Source organism: Sphingopyxis sp. (genome assembly GCF_050725615.1).
Classification (GTDB): Bacteria; Pseudomonadota; Alphaproteobacteria; order Sphingomonadales; family Sphingomonadaceae; genus Sphingopyxis.
The window spans coordinates 1-19,173 of sequence record NZ_JBOHHU010000081.1 but is presented as its reverse complement, the minus strand read 5'-3'; the positions used below and the strand labels follow the sequence as shown (position 1 = coordinate 19,173).

18 protein-coding genes are annotated in these 19,173 nt (G+C 66.4%); 15 read left to right on the top strand and 3 right to left on the bottom strand.

What is annotated here, in order from left to right:
* Nucleotides 1–57: 57 nt before the first annotated feature.
* The gene (locus ACREB7_RS16480) at nt 58–600 is read right to left on the bottom strand and encodes a phosphatase PAP2 family protein (protein ID WP_431593363.1); all 543 of its coding nucleotides are present in this window, start codon (nt 598–600) and stop codon (nt 58–60) included.
* A 209-nt stretch (nt 601–809) separates the two neighbouring features.
* On the opposite strand from ACREB7_RS16480, the gene ACREB7_RS16475 reads away from it, so the two are divergent.
* From ACREB7_RS16475 to ACREB7_RS16405, 15 genes are all read left to right on the top strand, one after another.
* On the top strand, nt 810–2,177 hold the full coding sequence (locus ACREB7_RS16475) for a DUF4157 domain-containing protein (RefSeq protein WP_431593362.1): 1,368 nt from the start codon (nt 810–812) through the stop codon (nt 2,175–2,177).
* Nucleotides 2,164–2,568, top strand: a complete 405-nt coding sequence (locus tag ACREB7_RS16470) for a hypothetical protein (protein ID WP_431593361.1) — start codon at nt 2,164–2,166, stop codon at nt 2,566–2,568. The genes ACREB7_RS16475 and ACREB7_RS16470 overlap by 14 nt, the downstream gene beginning before the upstream one ends.
* Before the next feature lie 185 nt (nt 2,569–2,753).
* Entirely contained in the window at nt 2,754–3,716 is a 963-nt protein-coding gene (gene mdh, locus ACREB7_RS16465; RefSeq protein ID WP_431593360.1) for a malate dehydrogenase, read from the top strand.
* Nucleotide 3,717: 1 nt separating this feature from the next.
* A complete protein-coding gene (locus ACREB7_RS16460) occupies nt 3,718–4,053 on the top strand; it encodes a hypothetical protein (RefSeq protein WP_431593359.1) in 336 nt (111 codons plus the stop codon).
* A 15-nt stretch (nt 4,054–4,068) separates the two neighbouring features.
* Nucleotides 4,069–4,959, top strand: a complete 891-nt coding sequence (sucD, locus tag ACREB7_RS16455; protein WP_431593358.1) for a succinate--CoA ligase subunit alpha — start codon at nt 4,069–4,071, stop codon at nt 4,957–4,959.
* Between the two features lie 87 nt (nt 4,960–5,046).
* Nucleotides 5,047–7,866 (top strand): 2-oxoglutarate dehydrogenase E1 component, encoded by a 2,820-nt coding sequence (locus ACREB7_RS16450; RefSeq protein ID WP_431593357.1) that lies wholly within the window; start codon nt 5,047–5,049, stop codon nt 7,864–7,866.
* A gap of 122 nt (nt 7,867–7,988) precedes the next feature.
* The gene (gene odhB, locus ACREB7_RS16445) at nt 7,989–9,215 is read left to right on the top strand and encodes a 2-oxoglutarate dehydrogenase complex dihydrolipoyllysine-residue succinyltransferase (protein WP_431593356.1); all 1,227 of its coding nucleotides are present in this window, start codon (nt 7,989–7,991) and stop codon (nt 9,213–9,215) included.
* An 11-nt stretch (nt 9,216–9,226) separates the two neighbouring features.
* The gene (locus tag ACREB7_RS16440) at nt 9,227–9,589 is read left to right on the top strand and encodes a gamma-glutamylcyclotransferase family protein (protein WP_431593355.1); all 363 of its coding nucleotides are present in this window, start codon (nt 9,227–9,229) and stop codon (nt 9,587–9,589) included.
* Nucleotides 9,590–9,592: 3 nt separating this feature from the next.
* The gene (lpdA, locus tag ACREB7_RS16435) at nt 9,593–10,990 is read left to right on the top strand and encodes a dihydrolipoyl dehydrogenase (RefSeq protein WP_431593354.1); all 1,398 of its coding nucleotides are present in this window, start codon (nt 9,593–9,595) and stop codon (nt 10,988–10,990) included.
* A 17-nt stretch (nt 10,991–11,007) separates the two neighbouring features.
* Nucleotides 11,008–12,345, top strand: coding sequence for an amidohydrolase (locus ACREB7_RS16430; protein WP_431593353.1), 1,338 nt, complete (start codon nt 11,008–11,010; stop codon nt 12,343–12,345).
* Between the two features lies 1 nt (nt 12,346).
* Entirely contained in the window at nt 12,347–12,982 is a 636-nt protein-coding gene (locus tag ACREB7_RS16425; RefSeq protein WP_431593352.1) for a trimeric intracellular cation channel family protein, read from the top strand.
* Between the two features lie 77 nt (nt 12,983–13,059).
* Nucleotides 13,060–13,353: a hypothetical protein gene (locus tag ACREB7_RS16420; RefSeq protein WP_431593351.1), complete on the top strand. Its 294-nt coding sequence runs from the start codon at nt 13,060–13,062 to the stop codon at nt 13,351–13,353.
* Nucleotides 13,350–14,678 carry an oxygenase MpaB family protein gene (locus ACREB7_RS16415; protein WP_431593350.1) on the top strand — a complete coding sequence of 443 codons (1,329 nt, stop codon included), beginning with the start codon at nt 13,350–13,352 and terminating at the stop codon, nt 14,676–14,678. Before ACREB7_RS16420 ends, ACREB7_RS16415 begins: the two co-directional genes overlap by 4 nt.
* Before the next feature lie 7 nt (nt 14,679–14,685).
* Nucleotides 14,686–15,588, top strand: coding sequence for an alpha/beta fold hydrolase (locus ACREB7_RS16410; RefSeq protein ID WP_431593349.1), 903 nt, complete (start codon nt 14,686–14,688; stop codon nt 15,586–15,588).
* On the top strand, nt 15,585–16,319 hold the full coding sequence (locus ACREB7_RS16405; protein ID WP_431593348.1) for a PepSY domain-containing protein: 735 nt from the start codon (nt 15,585–15,587) through the stop codon (nt 16,317–16,319). Before ACREB7_RS16410 ends, ACREB7_RS16405 begins: the two co-directional genes overlap by 4 nt.
* A gap of 79 nt (nt 16,320–16,398) precedes the next feature.
* Here ACREB7_RS16405 and sppA read toward each other — a convergent pair whose 3' ends face one another.
* Together sppA and ACREB7_RS16395 are read right to left on the bottom strand one after the other, a co-directional pair.
* Entirely contained in the window at nt 16,399–18,384 is a 1,986-nt protein-coding gene (gene sppA / locus ACREB7_RS16400) for a signal peptide peptidase SppA (RefSeq protein ID WP_431593347.1), read from the bottom strand.
* A gap of 78 nt (nt 18,385–18,462) precedes the next feature.
* A partial coding sequence (locus ACREB7_RS16395) for an NAD-dependent epimerase/dehydratase family protein (RefSeq protein ID WP_431593346.1) occupies nt 18,463–19,173 on the bottom strand: 711 nt, incomplete at its 5' end.

Here is a 19,173-nt window from a genome sequence, read left to right as displayed (position 1 = left end):
TCCGAGAGGCGCCCTTCGACAGGCTCAGGGCTTCGGTGATTGGTCCGGCCTTGTGCGTCAGAAGCGCAACGTCACATCGACCCCCGCGCTCTTGGTGTGGCCCCAGGGGAAGATGTGAATATTGTCGCTGGCCCTGGTCGTGATCAGATGCCCGGTCGCGGTGCCGATCGCCGCGCCGACGAGCACATCGCCGACGCGGTGCTTCTTCGCCTCGACACGGCTCAAACCGACGAAGGAGGCGACGACATAGGCGGGCAGGCCCGCCTCCCACCCATAACGATTGTGGAGCGTCGCGGCGGCGGCGAAGCTGGTCGAGGTGTGGCCCGACGGAAAGCTCTTGTTGTCGCTGCCGTCGGGACGGCGCGAGGGGAAGGCCTCCTTGAGTCCCTGGGTGATCAGGATGGTGCCGCCGATGCTGCCGCCCGCTTCGAGCACGCCCTCCCAGTCGCCCTGCACCGCCGGGACACCGAAGGCGACGACGACCAGGGCATTTTTGGCGACGGTACCCGCATCGTCCCAGCCCTTTTCGCTGGCGTGGGCCGGCGCCGCAAACGCCAGCGCGATGGCGGCGCCTGTGATGGTCAGTCCCGATCGTTTCATGTCGCGCACCTCGTATCGTTATGGCACCAAGGCATAGCGCAAAATCGGCGCCCGCCAAAATCGGGTCGCGTGCGGGGCCTTTTTGGCGGATCGGTGCTATCGGCGCCGCGCGATCGGGGTTAAATTCCCCGCCGGGCTTCGTGAGTCCGGATGACGAAGCGGACATCCGGATAAAATCGGCCCGGCCGGAGTGGGAAAGGCGAACTGCCATGTACCGACGCGCGATCCGCCGCAAAAGCCGCAGCACCGCCGCCACCGCGCCGCCGCAACGCGCACCTGCGCGCGGCGCCGCTTCGCCGCTCTGGTCTCTCGCGAATATTCCGGCACGGCCGGGCCTTGGGGCGCTGGTCCAGCCCAAGCTGATCGTCGGCGCCGCCAACGACCCCGCCGAAAAAGCCGCCGACCGCGCCGCCGATCAGGTGATGCGGATGGGCGAACCCGCCGCGCCGGTTGCTGCGGGGCCGGCTGCGGATGGCCAGGTGCAGCGCAAATGCGCGGCCTGTGAAGACGAGGCGGGGCCCGTCCGTCGTGAAGCCTCCAGCGCGGCTGGCGGCGGTGCGGCAAGTCCCGCCGCGCGGTCGGCGATCGGGTCGATGGGGAGTGGTGCGCCGCTGCCCGCGAGCGAACGCGCCTTCTTCGAACCGCGCTTCGGCCGCGACCTGTCCGGCGTGCGCGTTCACGACGGCCCCGCCGCCGACGCCGCGTCGCAATCGATCGCGGCGCACGCCTTCACATTGGGCAGCGACATCGCCTTTGCGCGCGGCGAATATCGGCCGGGCACCGGCGAGGGCCGCCAACTGATGGCGCACGAGCTGGCGCATGTGATGCAGCAGGACGGCGATGTCCTGCACCGCGCGCCGCAGGAGCAGGATCCCGGCCATGGCGGCACATTGCCCTATCGCGAGGCCACCGAACTGGTCGATTGCATGCGCATCATGGGCAAGGGAAGCGAGGATTATTGCAACAATGTCGTTCTGGGCACGCCGATGCCCGCGCTCAAATATGGCGCGATGACGGTGTCGATGACGGCGGGCGGCCCGGGCGCGACCGGAACCATTCAGTTCGATCCCGACCAGGATAAGTGCCCGAAATGCAACAAGATACGCTTGGTTCAAGCGGTGAGGATTTTCGAGAAGCCGGGTCAGGATTATGTCTGGCCGAATGCCGAAAAGAACCGCAACGAGGTGAAGACGGCGGAGGATAAGAAGAAAGGCATAAAGGCGAATTTCCTGATCGATCACGCCGGGGCGCAATGCGTCAAAGGCACGGCCTGCTCGATCTATTACCGCGACCATTGGCCCAACGCGACGAGCTCGCAGGATGGCAGCTTCGACGGCACGATTTCGATGCCCGCCTCGCTGTGGGATGGGCCGCGGGGCGACGCCAACGACATCTTCGAATTTGAAACCTGTGCCCGTTGCGATGACAATGGCACCATATTGGGTTGCGTCGACTGGGGCTTTACCGTCGACGCAGCCGGCGTGGCGACGATGTCCGACACGTCGGAGCACGTCCAGGCGTCCGCCACCTTCACGGCCGCCTTGGCCAAATTCAACAAATATTATGCCAACCCCTGACGCGAACGCCCTTTCGCTCTCCGACCTCGTCGCCGCGATCGATGATGGACCGGACAAATTGCACGCGGAATCGACCCCGGCGACCGAGGCGCTGATCGATCTGGGGACCGAAGCCTTGCCGGCGGTGATTCCGCTGCTCGCCAGCCCTGCGGCGGACACCCGGATGCGCGCCGCGCATGTCCTGGAAATGGTGACGATGGAACTCGCGGGCTTTCGCCGCGGCCATGGCTGGGACGATTTCGCGCATGAGATTCGCTGGCGCGATTTCTGGTCGGCGATGATGGGAGAGGGAACCGACGACCCCGGGGAACCCAGGGCCGCGTCGCGGGTTGCCCATTGGCAAAGCTGGCTCGACCGCCACCGGCGGGGCGGGCGCGCAAAGGCGATTTAGCGCGCCTATAGCTATTGCGAACTATTTGCAAAAAAACCCGGATTTTCGCCTTTTTCGCGGTTGTTTCCGCAGGGGAATCGGCGTAGGGGCGGCGGCAGTCTTGGGACCGGCCGGTGCTTTAGCCCGTGCGCCTGCCGGTTTTGTGCTTCATTGCCGGGCTTGCCACGAAGGGAGTGCCGCGCGCCATGGGACGCAAGAAAATCGCTTTGATCGGAGCCGGGAATATCGGCGGAACGCTGGCGCTGCTCGCCGCGCAGAAGGAACTGGGCGACGTCGTCCTGTTCGACGTGGTTGAAGGCGTGCCGCAGGGCAAGGCGCTCGACCTGTCGCAGGTTGGCCCGATTGCTGGGTTCGACGCGAAGATCACCGGCACGAACGACTATGCCGACATCGCCGGCGCCGACGTCATCATCGTCACCGCCGGTGTCGCCCGCAAGCCCGGCATGAGCCGCGACGACCTGCTCGGCATCAACCTGAAGGTGATGAAGGCGGTCGGCGAAGGCATCAAGGCGAACGCGCCCGACGCTTTTGTCATCTGCATCACCAATCCCCTGGACGCCATGGTGTGGGCGCTGCGCGAATTCTCGGGTCTGCCGCACAACAAGGTCGTCGGCATGGCCGGCGTGCTCGACTCGGCGCGCTTCAGCCACTTCATCGCCGACGAATTCGACGTGTCGGTGAAGGATGTGAACACCTTCGTGCTTGGCGGCCATGGCGACACGATGGTCCCCGTCGTCCGTTATTCGACGATCAACGGCATCCCCGTTCCCGATCTGGTCAAGATGGGCCTTTCGAGCCAGGACAAGATCGACGCGATCGTCAAGCGCACCCGCGGCGGCGGCGGCGAGATCGTCGCGCTGCTCGGCACCGGATCGGCTTTCTACGCCCCGGCCGCGAGCGGCATCGCGATGGCCGAAGCTTACCTCGGTGACCAGAAGCGCATCCTGCCTTCGGCCGCCTATGTCGACGGCCAGTACGGCCTCGATGGCCTGTATGTCGGCGTGCCCGTCGTGATCGGCGCCGGCGGTGTCGAGAAGATCGTCGAAATCGAACTCGACGACGCCGACAAGGCCGGCCTGCAGGTCTCGGTCGATGCGGTCAAGGAACTGCTCGACGCGTGCAAGGCGCTGGATCCGTCGCTGGCCTGACGTGCTGCTGCTGCCCTTCCTTCAGGAGCTGTGGCTCGAAGTGACGCTTGGCATTTTTGCCTGGCTCGTTCTGCCGCTGGCGCTTGTCTGGAAGGGCAGGCCGGTCGCTGCTTCGGTGACATTATTGGTGTGGGCGGTGATCTTCTGTGGCCTCGCTTATATATCCTTCGAAATTTCGACCCGGCTTGTGCATCCGAACCGCGACGCCCCGATTGCCGCAGCCTTTCTTTTTCTCATCTGGTCGATCTGCGCTTTGGCCTCGATCGCCTTTTCTGCAACGCTCTTCCTGAACAGCCGCATCGGAAAATCCGGCAATGCGGCGAACCTGAAATCCTAAAGGAACCAGATTTCCATGAGCATCCTCATCGACAAAAACACCAAGGTCATCACGCAAGGCATGACCGGCGCCACCGGCACTTTCCACACCGAACAGGCGCTCGCTTATGGCACGCAAATGGTCGGCGGCGTGACGCCGGGCAAGGGCGGCACGACGCACATCGGCCTGCCGAACTTCAACACCGTTGAAGAAGCCAAGGCAGCGACCGGCGCGACCGCGAGCTGCATCTATGTGCCGCCGCCGTTCGCCGCCGATTCGATCCTCGAGGCGATCGACGCCGAGATGGAACTGATCGTGTGCATCACCGAGGGTATTCCGGTGCTCGACATGGTCAAGGTGAAGCGCGCGCTGTCGGGCTCGAAGTCGCGACTGATCGGCCCGAACTGCCCCGGCGTGCTGACCCCCGGCGAATGCAAGATCGGCATCATGCCCGGCAGCATCTTTTCCAAGGGCAGCGTCGGTGTTGTTTCGCGCTCGGGCACGCTGACCTATGAAGCCGTGTTCCAGACCACCAATGCCGGCCTCGGCCAGACCACCGCGGTCGGCATCGGCGGCGATCCGGTCAATGGCACCAACTTCATCGACGTGCTCGAACTCTTCCTCGCCGACGAGGCGACCAAGTCGATCATCATGATCGGCGAAATCGGCGGCGACGCCGAGGAGCAGGCGGCGCAGTTCCTGATCGACGAAGCCAAGCGCGGTCGCAAAAAGCCGATGGCAGGTTTCATCGCAGGCCGCACTGCACCTCCGGGCCGCCGCATGGGCCATGCCGGTGCGATCGTGTCGGGCGGCAAGGGCGACGCCGAAAGCAAGATCGCGGCGATGGAAGCTGCGGGCATCAAGGTGTCGGCGAGCCCGTCCGAACTCGGCACGACGCTGGTCGACGTGCTGAAGGAACGCGTCTGAGTTCAGCGCCCGCCGGCACCCTTTGCCGGCGGGCCGTTCGCTTCCCATATATAAGAACACCACCCCCTTCTCCCCGTGGACAAGCAGATGAACCTCGAACGACAAAGCTTTGACATCGATGAGCCGCAGGCCGGCCCGAGCTGGGCGCCGAAGAACTGGCCGCTCATCGACAGCGACGACCTGACCGCCGCGCTCGATCCGCAGCAGATGCAGGTCGCGGTCAAGGCCGCCGCCGCGAAGGCCGGCGCGCCGCTGTCGAACGCCGAAGTCGAACGCGCCGCGAATGATTCGATCCGCGCGATGATGCTGATCCGCACCTATCGCGTGCGCGGGCATCTGGCGGCGAATCTCGATCCGCTGGGGCTCAGCACGCGCGAGCTGCCGGCGGACCTGACTCCCGAATATCATGGTTTCGTCGGCGCCGATCAGGACCGCCCGATCTTCATCGGCGGCACGCTGGGACTCGAAAAGGCGACGATCCGCGAGATCGTGGCGATCCTGCGCGCCAATTATTGCGGCAATGTCGGCCTCGAATATATGCATATCGCCGATATCGAAGAGCGCCAGTTCCTTCAGGAACGGATGGAAGGCGCCGACAAGATCATCGAATTTTCGGTCGAGGGCAAACGCGCCATCCTGAACAAGGTGATCCAGGCCGAGGAGTGGGAGAAATTCCTCGCGCGCAAATATGTCGGCACCAAGCGCTTCGGGCTCGACGGCGGCGAGTCGATGATCCCGGCGATGGAAGCGATCATCAAATATGGCGGCCAGTACGGCGTGCGCGAGATCGTGTACGGCATGGCGCACCGCGGGCGGCTCAACATGCTCGCGAATGTGATGGCCAAGCCGTATAAGGTGATCTTCCACGAATTTTCGGGCGGCAGCGCCAACCCTGACGATGTCGGCGGGTCGGGCGACGTCAAATATCATCTCGGCACCTCGACCGACCGCGAGTTCGGCGGCGCATCGGTGCATATGTCGCTGGTTCCGAACCCGTCGCACCTCGAAGCCGCCGATCCGGTCGTGCTCGGCAAGGTCCGCGCCCAACAGGTGGTCCGCGACGACCTCGAAAAGCATGAGCAGGTGCTGCCGGTGCTGATCCACGGCGACGCGGCGTTTGCGGGGCAGGGGATCGTGTGGGAATGCCTCGGCTTCTCGGGCATCCGCGGCTACAACACCGGCGGCTGTATCCACTTCATCGTCAACAACCAGATCGGTTTCACGACCAGCCCGCAATATGCGCGCTCGTCGCCCTATCCGTCTGACGTCGCCAAGGGGGTGATGGCGCCGATCCTGCACGTCAACGGCGACGATCCCGAAGCCGTGACCTTCGCCTGCAAGCTCGCGATCGATTTCCGCCAGCAGTTCAAGCGCGACGTCGTCATCGACATGTGGTGCTATCGCCGCTTCGGCCATAACGAGGGCGACGAACCCTCGTTCACCCAGCCTTTGATGTATGCGGTCATCCGCCAGCATCCGCCGGTGTCGCAGCTTTGCGCCGCGAAGCTCGAGGCCGAGGGCGTGATCGACGCCGGCTGGGCCGACGCGCGCCGCGCCGAGTTCGTCGCGCGGCTCGAGGAAGATTTCGAATCGGCGAAAAGCTACAAGCCCAACAAGGCCGACTGGTTCGCCGGCCGCTGGTCGGGGCTGCACGCCCCCGCCGATCCCGAAAACGCCCGCCGCAACATCTCGACCGGGGTCAGCGACAAATTGTTCGACTCGATCGGCCGGATTATGACGACGATCCCGACCGACCTCGACGTACACAAGACGCTGCGCCGCGTCATCGACGCGCGGGGTGCGATGTTCGCCGACAAGAGCGACAAGGAAGTGTTCGACTGGGCGACCGCCGAACAGCTCGCTTTCGGCACCCTGCTCAGCGAGGGTTATCAGGTCCGCTTGTCGGGGCAGGATTCGGGACGCGGCACCTTCAGCCAGCGCCACGCGGTCTGGGTCGACCAGACCGACGAGCATAAATATGTGCCGCTGACGACCGTCCCGCACGGCCGGTTCGAAGTGCTCGACAGCCCGCTGTCCGAATATGGCGTGCTCGGCTTTGAATATGGCTATGCGATGGCCGATCCGAAGAGCCTGGTGCTGTGGGAAGCGCAGTTCGGCGATTTCGCCAATGGCGCGCAGATTATGATCGACCAGTTCATCGCGTCGGGCGAGGCCAAATGGCTGCGCGCCAACGGCCTCGTGATGCTGTTGCCGCACGGCTATGAAGGTCAGGGCCCCGAGCATAGCTCGGCGCGCCTCGAACGCTTCCTGCAACTGTGCGCGGGCGACAATATTCAGGTGTGCAATATTTCGACCCCGTCGAACTATTTCCACGTCCTGCGCCGCCAGATGCTGCGTCCGTTCCGCAAGCCGCTGATCATTATGACGCCCAAGTCGCTGCTCCGCCACAAGCTGGCGGTGTCGCAGCGCTCGGACTTCATCGGCGACGCGCATTTCCGCCGCATCATGTCCGACCGCACCCCGCCCGCCGATGGCGACATCAAGCGCGTCGTCCTCTGCTCGGGCAAGGTGGGTTACGACCTGATCGAAGCGCGCGATGCGGCGGGTCTGTCGGACACAACGGTGATCCGGATCGAACAGCTTTATCCCTTCCCGGGCGAGCCGCTCGCGGTCCGGTTGAAGCGCATGCCGAAGCTGGAAGAGGTGGTGTGGGCACAGGAAGAGCCGCGCAACAACGGCAGCTGGTCCTTCGTCGAACCCTTTGTCGAAGAGGCGCTGATCAAGGCCGGGCACAAGGGCATGCGTCCGCGCTATGCCGGTCGCGCCGCCGCCGCATCGCCCGCCACCGGGCTGATGAGTCGCCACCAGACCGAGCAGTCGGCGCTGGTCGCCGATGCGCTGGGCCTGAGCGTCCGCGCCGAAATTCGCCGTACCAAGAATAAATGACCGGGGCTCGCGCCATAAATAGGGACAGTCCCTATTTATCGGACGATGCCGCCGAACAAACGCAACAAAAATCTCTCGATAAATAGGGGCTGTCCCTATTTATGGCTCCCAAGGAAGAAGCGATGAGCACCGAAGTCAAAGTCCCGACGCTGGGCGAAAGCGTTACCGAAGCGACGATCGGCGAATGGCTGAAGCAGCCCGGCGACCCGGTCGCGCTCGATGAGCCGATTGCGAGCCTGGAGACCGACAAGGTCGCGGTCGAGGTGCCCTCGCCGGTTGCCGGCGTGATGGGCCAGCAGGTTGCCGCCGTCGGCGAGACGGTCAATGTCGGCGCGACGATCGCGACCATTGAAGCCGGTGACGGCAAGGCCGCGGCGCCCGCCGCCGCTGCTCCTGCGCCCGCTGCCAAAGCCGCCGCGCCCGCGCCCGCCGCGACGTCCAGCGAAGAAGCCGGCGACGGCGTCACCACCCTGTCGCCCGCCGTGCGCCGCCTCGTGCTCGAGCATGGCGTCGACCCGAGCAAGATCAAGGGCAGCGGCAAGGACGGTCGGCTGACCAAGGAAGATGTGCTCGCCGCCGCGAACAATGCGCCCGAGGCTCCCGCCGCCGCGCCCGTCGCCGCTGCCCCCGCCGCGTCGGGTGCGCCCGGCCGCCGCGAAGAGCGCGTCAAGATGACCCGCATGCGCCAGACGATCGCCAAGCGCCTGAAGTCGGCGCAGGACACGGCGGCGATGCTGACGACCTTCAACGACGTCGACATGTCGGCGGTGATGGCGACGCGCGACAAATATCGCGAGAGCTTCGAGAAGAAGCACGGCGTCCGCCTCGGCTTTATGAGCTTCTTCACCAAGGCGGTCGCGCTGGCGGCGCACGACATTCCCGCCGTCAACGCGCGCATCGACGGCGACGAGATCGTCTATTTCGACTATCTCGACGTGTCGGTCGCGGTCAGCGCCCCCAACGGCCTGGTCGTCCCGGTCGTCCGCAATGCCGAGAGCCTGTCGTTCGCTGCGATCGAAAAGGCGATCGCCGACCTCGGCAAGCGCGCCAAGGAAGGCACGCTGACGATGGACGACATGACCGGCGGCACCTTCACCATCTCGAACGGCGGCGTGTTCGGCGGCCTGATGTCGACCCCGATTATCAACCCGCCGCAGTCGGCGGTGCTCGGCCTTCACCGCATCGAGGAACGCCCCGTGGTCCGCGACGGCCAGATCGTGGCGCGCCCGATGATGTATCTCGCGCTGAGCTATGACCATCGCCTGATCGACGGGCGCGAGGCGGTGACCTTCCTCAAGACGATCAAGGAAGCGATCGAGGATCCGACCCGGCTGCTGATCGACCTGTAAGGGAAGGCGGCGTGAGCGACGCGACCGAAGCCCTGTTCGCCTATGGCACGCTCCAATATCCGGACGTGCAGCGCGAACAGTTCGGCCGCCTGCTTTCGGGAGCGGTCGATGGGCTGAGCGGCTTTCGGAAGGGCCGGATCGTGATCACCGACCCCGAGGTGGTGCGCAAGAGCGGCGAGACGCATCATCCGGTGCTGACGCCGAGCGAGGATCGCTCGCACCGCATCGACGGCACGCTATATTGCATTACAAAGAACGAACTCGAAGCGGCCGATCGATATGAGGCCGAAGACTATGAGCGGCAGCGCGTGCGCCTCGAGTCGGGCAAGGAAGCCTGGGTCTATGTCGCCGCGCCGGGCCTGCAGATGGAGTGAATGATGGCTGATTACGACTACGACGTCCTTGTCATTGGTGCCGGCCCCGGCGGTTATGTCGCGGCGATCCGTGCGGCGCAGCTCGGCCTCAAGACCGCCTGTGCCGAAGGGCGCGAGACGCTCGGCGGCACCTGCCTCAACGTCGGCTGCATTCCGTCGAAGGCGATGCTCCACGCGTCCGAATATTATGACGCCGCCGCCAATGGCGCGATGGCGAAGATGGGGATCGACGTGACCCCCAAGCTCAACCTGCCCGCGATGCACGGCCAGCGCATCGACGCGGTCAAGGGGCTGACCGGCGGCATCGAGTTCCTGTTCAAGAAGAACAAGGTCGACTGGCTGAAGGGCTATGCGCAGTTCACCGGCAAGGACACAGTCGAGGTCGCGGGCAAGACGGTCCGCGCGAAGAATATCGTCATCGCGACGGGCTCGTCAGTCACCCCGCTGCCCGGCGTCGCGGTCGACAATGACAAGCAGATCATCGTCGATTCGACCGGTGCGCTCGAACTGGTGAAAGTGCCGGAGCATATGGTCGTGATCGGCGGCGGTGTGATCGGGCTCGAACTCGGCAGCGTGTGGCGCCGCCTGGGGGCGAAAGTGACCTGCGTCGAGTTCCTCGACCAGATCCTGCCCGGCATGGACGCCGACGTGCGCAAGGATGCGAACCGCATCTTCAAGAAGCAGGGCATCGAATTCAAGCTGAAGACCAAGGTCACCAAGGCCGAGGTCAAAGGCAAGAAAGCGGTGCTGACGCTCGAACCTGCTGCCGGCGGCGACGCCGAGACGCTCGAGGCCGATGTCGTGCTGGTGTCGATCGGACGCCGCCCGAACACCGAAGGGCTGGGGCTCGACAAGGCGGGTATCGCGGTCAACGCGCGCGGCCAGATCGAGACCGACCATGATTTCGGCACCCAGGTGCCCGGCATCTGGGCGATCGGCGACGTCATTCCGGGCCCGATGCTCGCGCACAAGGCCGAGGACGAGGGCATTGCGGTCGCCGAGAATATTGCCGGGCTGACCGGCATCGTGAACCATGATGTCATCCCGTCGGTCGTCTATACCATGCCCGAAATCGCCGGCGTCGGCCTGACCGAAGAACAGGCGAAGGAGCGCGGCGAGGTCAAGGTCGGCAAATTTCCGATGGCGGGCAACAGCCGCGCCAAGACCAACCACGAACCCGACGGCTTCGTGAAGGTGATCGCCGATGCAAACAGCGACCGCGTACTCGGCGTGTGGATCATCGCCAGCGTCGCGGGCACGATGATCGCCCAGGCCGCGCAGGCGATGGAATTCGGCGCGACGTCCGAAGACATCGCCTACACCTGCCACGCCCACCCGACGCACAGCGAGGCGGTGAAGGAAGCGGCGATGGCGGTGACGGGCAAGCCGATCCACATCTGACCATAAAGGGGACGGGCATGGCGAAGCATTGGCTCTGGGCGGCGGCTTCGCTGGCCCTGCTCCCGGTCGGCGCGGCGGCGCAGACGACGCCCGACCTCGCCGCCGCCAACGCGCGGCTGTCGGCGCTGCTCGACAAAAATTATCCGGCGCTGGAAGCGATCTACAAGGACCTCCACGTCAACCCCGAACTGGGGATGCAGGAGGTGCGCACGGCGGGCATCCTGGCCAAGCATCTGCGCGCGGCCGGCTTTACCGTGACCGAGAAGGTCGGCGGGACCGGCGTCGTCGCGGTACTCAAGAACGGTGCGGGGCCGACGATCCTCGTGCGCGCCGACATGGACGCGCTGCCGATGGAGGAAAAGACCGGGCTTGCCTGGGCGAGCAAGGCGCGCGCGACCTACGAGGGGCGCGACGTCCCGGTGATGCACGCCTGCGGTCACGACACCCATGTCGCCTATCTGGTCGGCGTGGCGCAGGCGCTCTCCGCGATGCGCGACAGCTGGTCGGGCACCGTCGTGCTGATCGGACAGCCCGCGGAGGAGCCGCTGGTCGGCGCGCGCGCGATGCTCGACGACGGGCTGCTGACGCGTTTCCCCAAACCCGATTTCGGCTTTGCCGCGCATGTGTCGAACCTGCCGTCGGGGGTCGTGGCGATCAAGGCGGGGGCGGGGTCGTCGGCCTCCGACAGCTATTCGATCATTTTCCACGGCCGCGGCGGGCACGGATCGATGCCCGCAGCGACGATCGACCCGATCCCGATCGCCGCGCGCTTCGTCACCGACGCGCAGGTGGTGATCAGTCGCGAAAAGGATCCCGCCGCTTTCGGCGTGCTGACGATCGGCGCGATCAACGCCGGCAGCGCGCCCAACATCATCCCCGACAGCGCCGAGGTGAAGGTCAATTTGCGCTCGCAATCGCCCGAGGTGCGCAAATTGCTGCAGGACGGCACCGCGCGCGTCGCACAGGCGGCGGCGGCGATGGGCAAGGCGCCCGAGCCGACGATCCGCTATCTCAGCGGCACCGGCGTCCTGACCAACGACGAGACGATGGCGAAGGCCGCGGTGGCGGCGCTGACCCCGGTGTTCGGCAAGGGTCTCGTCTTCGCTCCCGCGAGCGCGGCGCCGATGTCGGGCAGCGAGGATTATTCCGAATTCGTCGACGCGGGGGTGCCGTCGCTCTTCTTCGGCATCGGCGGTTACGATCCCGCCGTGCTCGCCGACCTGAAGGCGAAGGGCGAACCCGCGCCGACCAACCATTCGCCCTTCTTCGCGCCGCAGGCCCAGCCGGCGATCCGCAATGCGGTGACCGCGATCGTCCTGTCGGTCATCGGCGGCGTGCGTCCCGCCCCCCAATGACATGACCGGTATCGACAACGCGCTGCTGCTCCGCCTGCTCGACCTTGTCGGCATCGGCGTCTTCGCGCTGTCGGGCGCGTTGATGGCGGTGCGGCTGCGGCAGACATTGATCACCGCCGCCTTTTTTGCGCTGGTCACCGGGGTTGGCGGCGGCAGCGTGCGCGACCTGCTGATCGGGGCGCCGGTGTTCTGGGTGCAGGATGGCGCGATCGCGGCGGTGTGTATCGCGATCGCTTTTATCGTGTGGGTCACGCCCGAACGCTGGTGGCAGGGGCAGCTGCTGGAATGGGCCGATGCGGTGGGGCTCGCCGCTTATGCGGTGTTCGGGACGGCGAAGGCGCTGGCCTGGGGCGTGCCACCGGTGCCCGCGCTGCTGATGGGGGTCATCACCGGCTGCGTCGGTGGGACGATCCGCGATATCCTCGCAGGCGTGCCGTCGATCATCGTGCGGCCGGAAATCTATGTCACCGCGGCGGCGCTCGCGTCGGGACTTTACCTGCTCCTGCTGTGGGCGGGGATCGGGACGCCGATTGCGGCGCTCTGCGGCGCGGTTGCGGGCTTCGTCCTGCGCGGCGCGGCGATCCATTGGTCGCTCGCGCTGCCCAGCTATGGGACAGGTCGGGGCCAATCGGCCTGAACGGGCCATAAAGGATTAACGCTCTCGCCATAGCGCCCCGCACGCGAAGGGGGCGCGTGGGGGCCTTGATAACGCTGATGATCAGTTTCGGTGCCGGGGTGGCGCCGTCCGATTGCGCGACATCGTGCAACAGCGCCGATCTGGTCGGTCGCTGGCTGGTCGGCGTTTCGCTGGTGATGGCGGTATCGCTGGCGGTGGATCTCTGGCTTCCGGGATGGAAAACGCGCGCGGCCCGGATCGTCGTCCTGCGCTGGCGCAGTTGGTCGCGGGCACGCGATCGGCCCGCGTATCGCGCCGCGCGGCGACAAGGCGGCCGTCCGACAGCGCAGCCCTTGCCAAATCGCGAATCTGTGGCAGGTTCGCGGCTGTGAACAAGGATGTCAGCATCATCGCGCAGCGCGTGCGCGACCAGGCGAGCGCCTTGCCCGACCTGTTCGGCCGCTTCGATTTCGATCGCGCGCCCGAACGCTGGGCTCCCGAGGCCGGAGCGGTGAGCGAACTCAGCCGGGTGCGCGGGATCAATCGCGGCGATTATCTCGACGATCCCGACCTGCTCGCGCGCATCCGTGAATATACGATGCTCGGCGACCGGACGGGCGATGCCTATGCCGCGCTGATGCCGCAGCTCGGTTTCCAGCGCACCGTCGCGATGCTCGTCGAGGCGTGCGACAAGGGCGTCGAGGCGGTCGAGGACGCGCCGCCCGAACTGGCCCAATTGATCCGCGAGATGGAGGTCAAACCCGAGTGGCTCGACATGCAGCTGGTGGAGGAGGGCGCGGCCTATGAACGCAACTCTACGGCGAACCTTGCGCCTTTCCTGATCCGCGGCGCCTTTATCGCGACCTTCCTCAACAAATATTCGGCGCTGCCGATGGCGCTGACGGGCACGCTCAGCCAGGCGACCGCAGCGCGGCGGGTCAAGGAAACCGCGACCTTCTTTGCCACTACGTCGCTGCCCGGCGCGCTCGACCGGTTCGGCGACGGGTTCAAGGCGGCGGCGATGGTGCGGCTGATGCATTCGATGGTGCGCGTCAATGTGCTGTCGCGGCCGGGTATGTGGGACGCCGACACCTATGGCATGCCGATCCCGCAGCTCGACCAGATGCCCGCCGGGCTGATCCCGGTCTATTTCCTGTCGCAGGAGGTGCTGGCGAAGGGGCGCACAAGCTTCACCCGGCTCGAACGGGCGCGGGTCGAGCTGGCGCGCTATCGCTGTTACCTGTTGGGTCTGCCCGAGGATCTGCTCGCCGACACGCCGCAGGAGATCGTCCGTATCTGGCGAACGCGCAGCGCGACCTTGCGCTACGATTATGACGACCAGGTTTGCGGCGGATTGCTGCGCGCGACGATGGAGGCCGAGCTGTCGACCGATCCGTCGCTCAAAGGCCGCTTGAAACGCCGCCTCGAACGATCGGTCAGCCGGGTGTTTTTCGTGAAGGCCTTCCTTGCCGGAGACGAAGAGCGCGCCGCCAGCGTCGGTGTGCCGGTGACGCGCGGCGATCATCTGATCTATGGCGCGACGATGCTCGCGATCGCTGGGCGTATGGTCGCGTACCGCGTCGCGTCGCGCCTGCCCGTCGTTCGTCACTTGGCTGACCGCCGCCTCGTGCGCCGGATCGGGCGCCAGCTCGCCGGCTATGGCCGCGCCGAATTTACCTCCGACGCCGCGCATTATCGCCCGGCGACCGCCAGTTAGGATCTTCATGCAAACCGAACAGACGACCGCCAACGGCATCCGCATCACCTATGAGGACAAGGGACCGCGCGACGCGCCGGTCATCCTGCTGGTGATGGGGCTGGGCGGGCAATTGACCCTGTGGCCCGACGAGTTCGTCGATGCGTTGAATGCCCATGGGTTCCGCACCATCCGCTACGACAATCGCGACGTCGGACTGTCGACGCGCTTCGAGACGGCGGGCGTGCCCAACCTCAAATGGATGTTTGTGAAGGCGGCGCTGCGCCTGCCGGTGCGGCCCGCTTATACGCTCGCCGACATGGCGGCCGACGGCGTCGCGCTGCTCGATCATCTCGGCATTGGGCGCGCGCATGTGGTCGGCGCGTCGATGGGCGGCATGATTTCGCAGCATATCGCGGCGCGCTATCCCGAGCGCACCTTGTCGCTGACCTCGATCATGTCGACCACCGGCAACCCCAGATTGCCGCGCGCCAACAAGGAAGCGATGGCGGTGCTCGCCAACCGCCCGATGAGCGGCGATCCCGAGGCGATGATCGCTTATTCGGTGCGCGCCGCGCGGGTGATCGGCAGCCCGGCCTATCCCGCCGAGGAAGAACGGCTGCAGCGCCGGGTGCGCGGCGATTTCGAGCGCGGCTGGTATCCGCAGGGCGTTGCGCGCCAGATGGCGGCGATCGTCGCTGATGGTGACCGGCGCGCGATGCTGAAGACGATCACGGCGCCGACATTGGTGATCCATGGCGAGGCCGACCCGCTGGTGCCGCTCGCCGGGGGCAAGGACACGGCGGCGAATATTCCGGGTGCGCGATTGCTGACGATCCCGGGCATGGGCCACGACCTGCCGCTGGCGCTTGTCGACACGCTTGCCGAGGCCGTTGCCGGTCATGCGCGGGAGCTGGCGGCGGCGGCATGAGCGCCCTGAAAACGCGGGTGCGCGCGCAGCTGCTGCGTATCCATATCTGGCTCGGCTGGCTGGTCGGGGTGCCGCTGATCCTGTGGACGCTGTCGGGGCTGATCATGGTGATCAAGCCGATCGACGAAGTGCGCGGCAGCGATTTGCGCAGCGAGCCGGTTGCGATCCCCGCGACCCTGGCGGCGGTGCCGCCGCGTTTCGACGGGCGCGCGGTCGAAACGCTCGAACTCGCGATGCGTGGCGCGCGGCCGGTGTGGCTGGTGCGTTATGCCGGCGACGACAGCCGCGCCGCCGATGCCGCGACCGGCGCGCTGTTGCCGCCGGTCACCGCGAGCGAGGCGCGGGCGATCGCCGATGGCGCGCAGAAGGCACCGGGCGAGGTTGCGACGGTCGAACGCTTCGCCGCCGACGCCAATCCGCTCGACCTGCGGCGCGATCGGCCGGCGTGGCGGGTCACCTATGCCAATGGGCTGCACGCCTATGTCGATGCCGATACCGGCGAGTTGCTCGCGTTGCGCACGCCTTTCTGGCGCACCTATGATTTCTTCTGGGGGCTGCACATCATGGATTTGCAGACGCGCGAGGACACGCACCATCCGCTGCTGACCGGCTTTGCGGCGGTCAGCCTGGTGACCGTGGTGCTGGGGTTCGTGATGCTGTTCATCCGCCAGCGGCGGCGCAAGTCCCGCTCCCGCTTGCGGGAGGGGCTAGGGGAGGGCGTGTCGAAATAAGGCTGCTTTTCTAACAAGCCCTCCCGTATCTCGAGTCACGCGCCTCGCGATACCCCCTCCCGCAAACGGGAGGGGAGGATTAGCGCACCAACAGCGCCAGCGTCGCGAAAAAGCCCCGCGTCTCGGCCTTGCCGGGGCGCGGCACGGCGGGCAGATAGGCGCGGCAGTCGAGGCAGCTCGCCTGCACCGATCCCGCCTCGGTGAGCAGCGACAGGTCCTGCACGACGCGGCGTTCGATCATCTGGCGGTTCATCGCGGCGATGCCGAACCAGCCGCGCGGCAGCGCTGCGGTCGGTTCCTGTTCGGCGCCCGCCCAACTGGCGAGCATCTTCGAAAATTCGCTCGGCTCATTCTCGAAATATCTGGCATGAACCTCACCGTCGACCTTGGCGAGTTTCGCCGCCGCAGCGATCGCGTCGGGAAGCCCGCCGAACTGGTCGACCAGCCCGATCTGGCGCGCAGTGCCGCCGGCCCAGACGCGGCCCTCGGCGATCTCCTGAATCTTCGCGAGGGGCTGCTTGCGGCTCTTGGCGACAAGGCCGGTGAAGCGTCCATAGATGTCCTCGACGCTCGCCTGCGCGAGCGTGTTGAACTCGTCATTCACTCCGCCAAGGATGTCGGGCTGGCCCGACAGCGGGGTCGTCTTGATGCCGTCGGTGGTGATCCCGGCCTTGGCGAGCGTCTGTTCGAAACTCGGCAGGATGCCGAACACGCCGATCGAGCCGGTGATCGTGTCGGGTTCGGCAAAAATGCGGTCGGCGGGGGTTGCGATCCAGTAACCGCCCGACGCGGCGACATTCGCCATCGACACCACGACGGGGAGCTTCTTCGCCTTCGCCGCGAGCAGCGCCTGGCGAATTTCCTCCGATGCGAGCACCGATCCGCCCGGCGAATCGACGCGCAGCACGATCGCCTTGATGCTGTCGTCGGCGGCGGCGTCGAGGATATGCTGGGCGATCGTCTGGCCGCCCGCGCTGCCGTTCGGCGCTTCGCCGTCGACGATTTCGCCGACCACCGGCACCACCGCGATCGCGCTGCCCGGCTGGGCGGGCGGATTGGCGGCGACCCAATTGTCGAGCGGGATCGCGTTATAGTTCCAGGGCTGGCTGTCGTCATAGGCGCCGCTGATTTCGGCGACGCGGCTGCTGAACGCCATGCGGCTGCCCAGCGTGTCGATGAGCCCGGCGTCGAGCGATGCCTTTGACAGGTCGTTGCCCGCCGCTTTCACCGCGCCCGCCGTATCGGCGATAAAGGGATCGATCTTCGCCTTGGGCCGCGCCTTTTTGACGTCCGCCAGCCAGTTTTCCCACAGTGCGCCGGCATAGGCCATGTCGGCCGCCTTCGCTTCGGGCGACTGGTCGGCGCGCAAATAGGGTTCGACCGCGCTTTTGAAGGTGCCGACGCGATAGATGTGCGCGGTGACGCCGAGCTTGTCCATCAGCCCCTTGTAATAGAGCCGCGACCCGCCGGGGCCGGCGATCGCCACGCCGCCAATGGGGTCCGCCCATATTTCGCTGGCGTGCGAGGCGATCTGATAACTGTCGGTGGTGTAAGCGGTGGCGAAGGCGAGCACGGGCTTTTTCTTCGCCCGGACCTTGTCGAGCGCACCGCCGATCTCGGCGAGCGAGACCTGTCCGCCGCCGAGGAAGCGGTCGAGGTCGAGCACGACCGAGGTGATACGCTTGTCGTCGGCGGCCGTTTCGAGCGCATGGACGACGTCGCGGACGCGGATTTCCTTGAGGTTGTTGCCGCCCGAGAGCGCCGCGAACGGATCGACCTCGGCGGGTTGTTCGGTCACGACGCCGTCGAGCTGGAGCAGCAGCGCGCCTTCGCTGACCGGCAGCGACGGATTGGGGCGTCCCGCAAACAGACCGAAGAGCAGGACGAAGAAGAGCAACAGGAAGATCAGCGCCAGCCCGTCCTTGATCGCGACGAGCAGGTTCCAGACCTTGCGCGGAAAGCTGGTCGTGCCTTTGGGCTTGTCCTCGCCCGGCAGCGGCCGGCGGACGGGGATGGCCCAGGGGCCGGCGGGATCGGTGGGCGGGGTCGCGGTGGTGTCGGTCATGCGCGCGAACCTAGGGATGCCGCCCGCCCTTGGCAATAAACGCTTCGACGGGCGGGCCACCATCGCCCACCGACGGCGTCAGAGCCAATTTTCGCGGCGATACCAACGCACTGTCTCGGCCAGCGCGTCGCCGGTTTCGATCGCGGGGCGCCATAGCTCGGGCGGCGGGCAGGCGCCGCTGGTCGCCACCCAGTCGGGGTGGGCGATGTAGCGGGCGCGGTCGGGGGTCAGCTTGGCGCGGCTGCGGCGGACGAGCTTGTCGATCCGCCCGCCGGCCTTGAGCAGGGTTGCCGGAATCGTGAGCGTCGAGACATGGCTGCGCCCGACCGCGCGGCCGACGGCGCGGGCAAAGCCGCGGTGCGACCAGCCGCCGGGCTTGCCATCGTCGGGTTCATAGACCTGGCCGACGCTGGCGTGGCGGTCGCCGGCGAGCGCGATGAGCAGGCGCGCGAGTTCGTCGACGTAGATGGCGGACATGCGGCCCTTGGGCGGCAACAGCGCGACGCCGCGCCGCGCCATGCGGAAGATGTCGAGCATCTCGGTGTCGCCGGGGCCGAACACGGCGGGCGGGCGGACGATCGTCCAGTCGAGTCCGCTCGCCTTGACGATCGTTTCGGCGCGCGCCTTTGACCAGCCATAGTTGGAGAGGTCGGGTTCGCGGGCGGCGAGCGAGGAGACATGGACGAAGCGGGTGACCCCGGCGGCGCGCGCGGCATCGATGACGTTTCCGGTCGCGGTCGCATTGCCCGCCTCGAAGGCGGCGCGGGTCGGCACGTTCACGACGCCGGC

Bases quoted from the DNA above. Each gene is read 5' to 3' on its own strand.
- ACREB7_RS16480 (WP_431593363.1), bottom strand. From the start codon at position 600: ATGAAACGATCGGGACTGACCATCACAGGCGCCGCCATCGCGCTGGCG.
- ACREB7_RS16475 (WP_431593362.1), top strand. From the start codon at position 810: ATGTACCGACGCGCGATCCGCCGCAAAAGCCGCAGCACCGCCGCCACC.
- ACREB7_RS16470 (WP_431593361.1), top strand. From the start codon at position 2,164: ATGCCAACCCCTGACGCGAACGCCCTTTCGCTCTCCGACCTCGTCGCC.
- mdh (WP_431593360.1), top strand. From the start codon at position 2,754: ATGGGACGCAAGAAAATCGCTTTGATCGGAGCCGGGAATATCGGCGGA.
- sucD (WP_431593358.1), top strand. From the start codon at position 4,069: ATGAGCATCCTCATCGACAAAAACACCAAGGTCATCACGCAAGGCATG.
- ACREB7_RS16450 (WP_431593357.1), top strand. From the start codon at position 5,047: ATGAACCTCGAACGACAAAGCTTTGACATCGATGAGCCGCAGGCCGGC.
- odhB (WP_431593356.1), top strand. From the start codon at position 7,989: ATGAGCACCGAAGTCAAAGTCCCGACGCTGGGCGAAAGCGTTACCGAA.
- lpdA (WP_431593354.1), top strand. From the start codon at position 9,593: ATGGCTGATTACGACTACGACGTCCTTGTCATTGGTGCCGGCCCCGGC.
- ACREB7_RS16430 (WP_431593353.1), top strand. From the start codon at position 11,008: ATGGCGAAGCATTGGCTCTGGGCGGCGGCTTCGCTGGCCCTGCTCCCG.
- ACREB7_RS16425 (WP_431593352.1), top strand. From the start codon at position 12,347: ATGACCGGTATCGACAACGCGCTGCTGCTCCGCCTGCTCGACCTTGTC.
- ACREB7_RS16420 (WP_431593351.1), top strand. From the start codon at position 13,060: ATGATCAGTTTCGGTGCCGGGGTGGCGCCGTCCGATTGCGCGACATCG.
- ACREB7_RS16410 (WP_431593349.1), top strand. From the start codon at position 14,686: ATGCAAACCGAACAGACGACCGCCAACGGCATCCGCATCACCTATGAG.
- ACREB7_RS16405 (WP_431593348.1), top strand. From the start codon at position 15,585: ATGAGCGCCCTGAAAACGCGGGTGCGCGCGCAGCTGCTGCGTATCCAT.
- sppA (WP_431593347.1), bottom strand. From the start codon at position 18,384: ATGACCGACACCACCGCGACCCCGCCCACCGATCCCGCCGGCCCCTGG.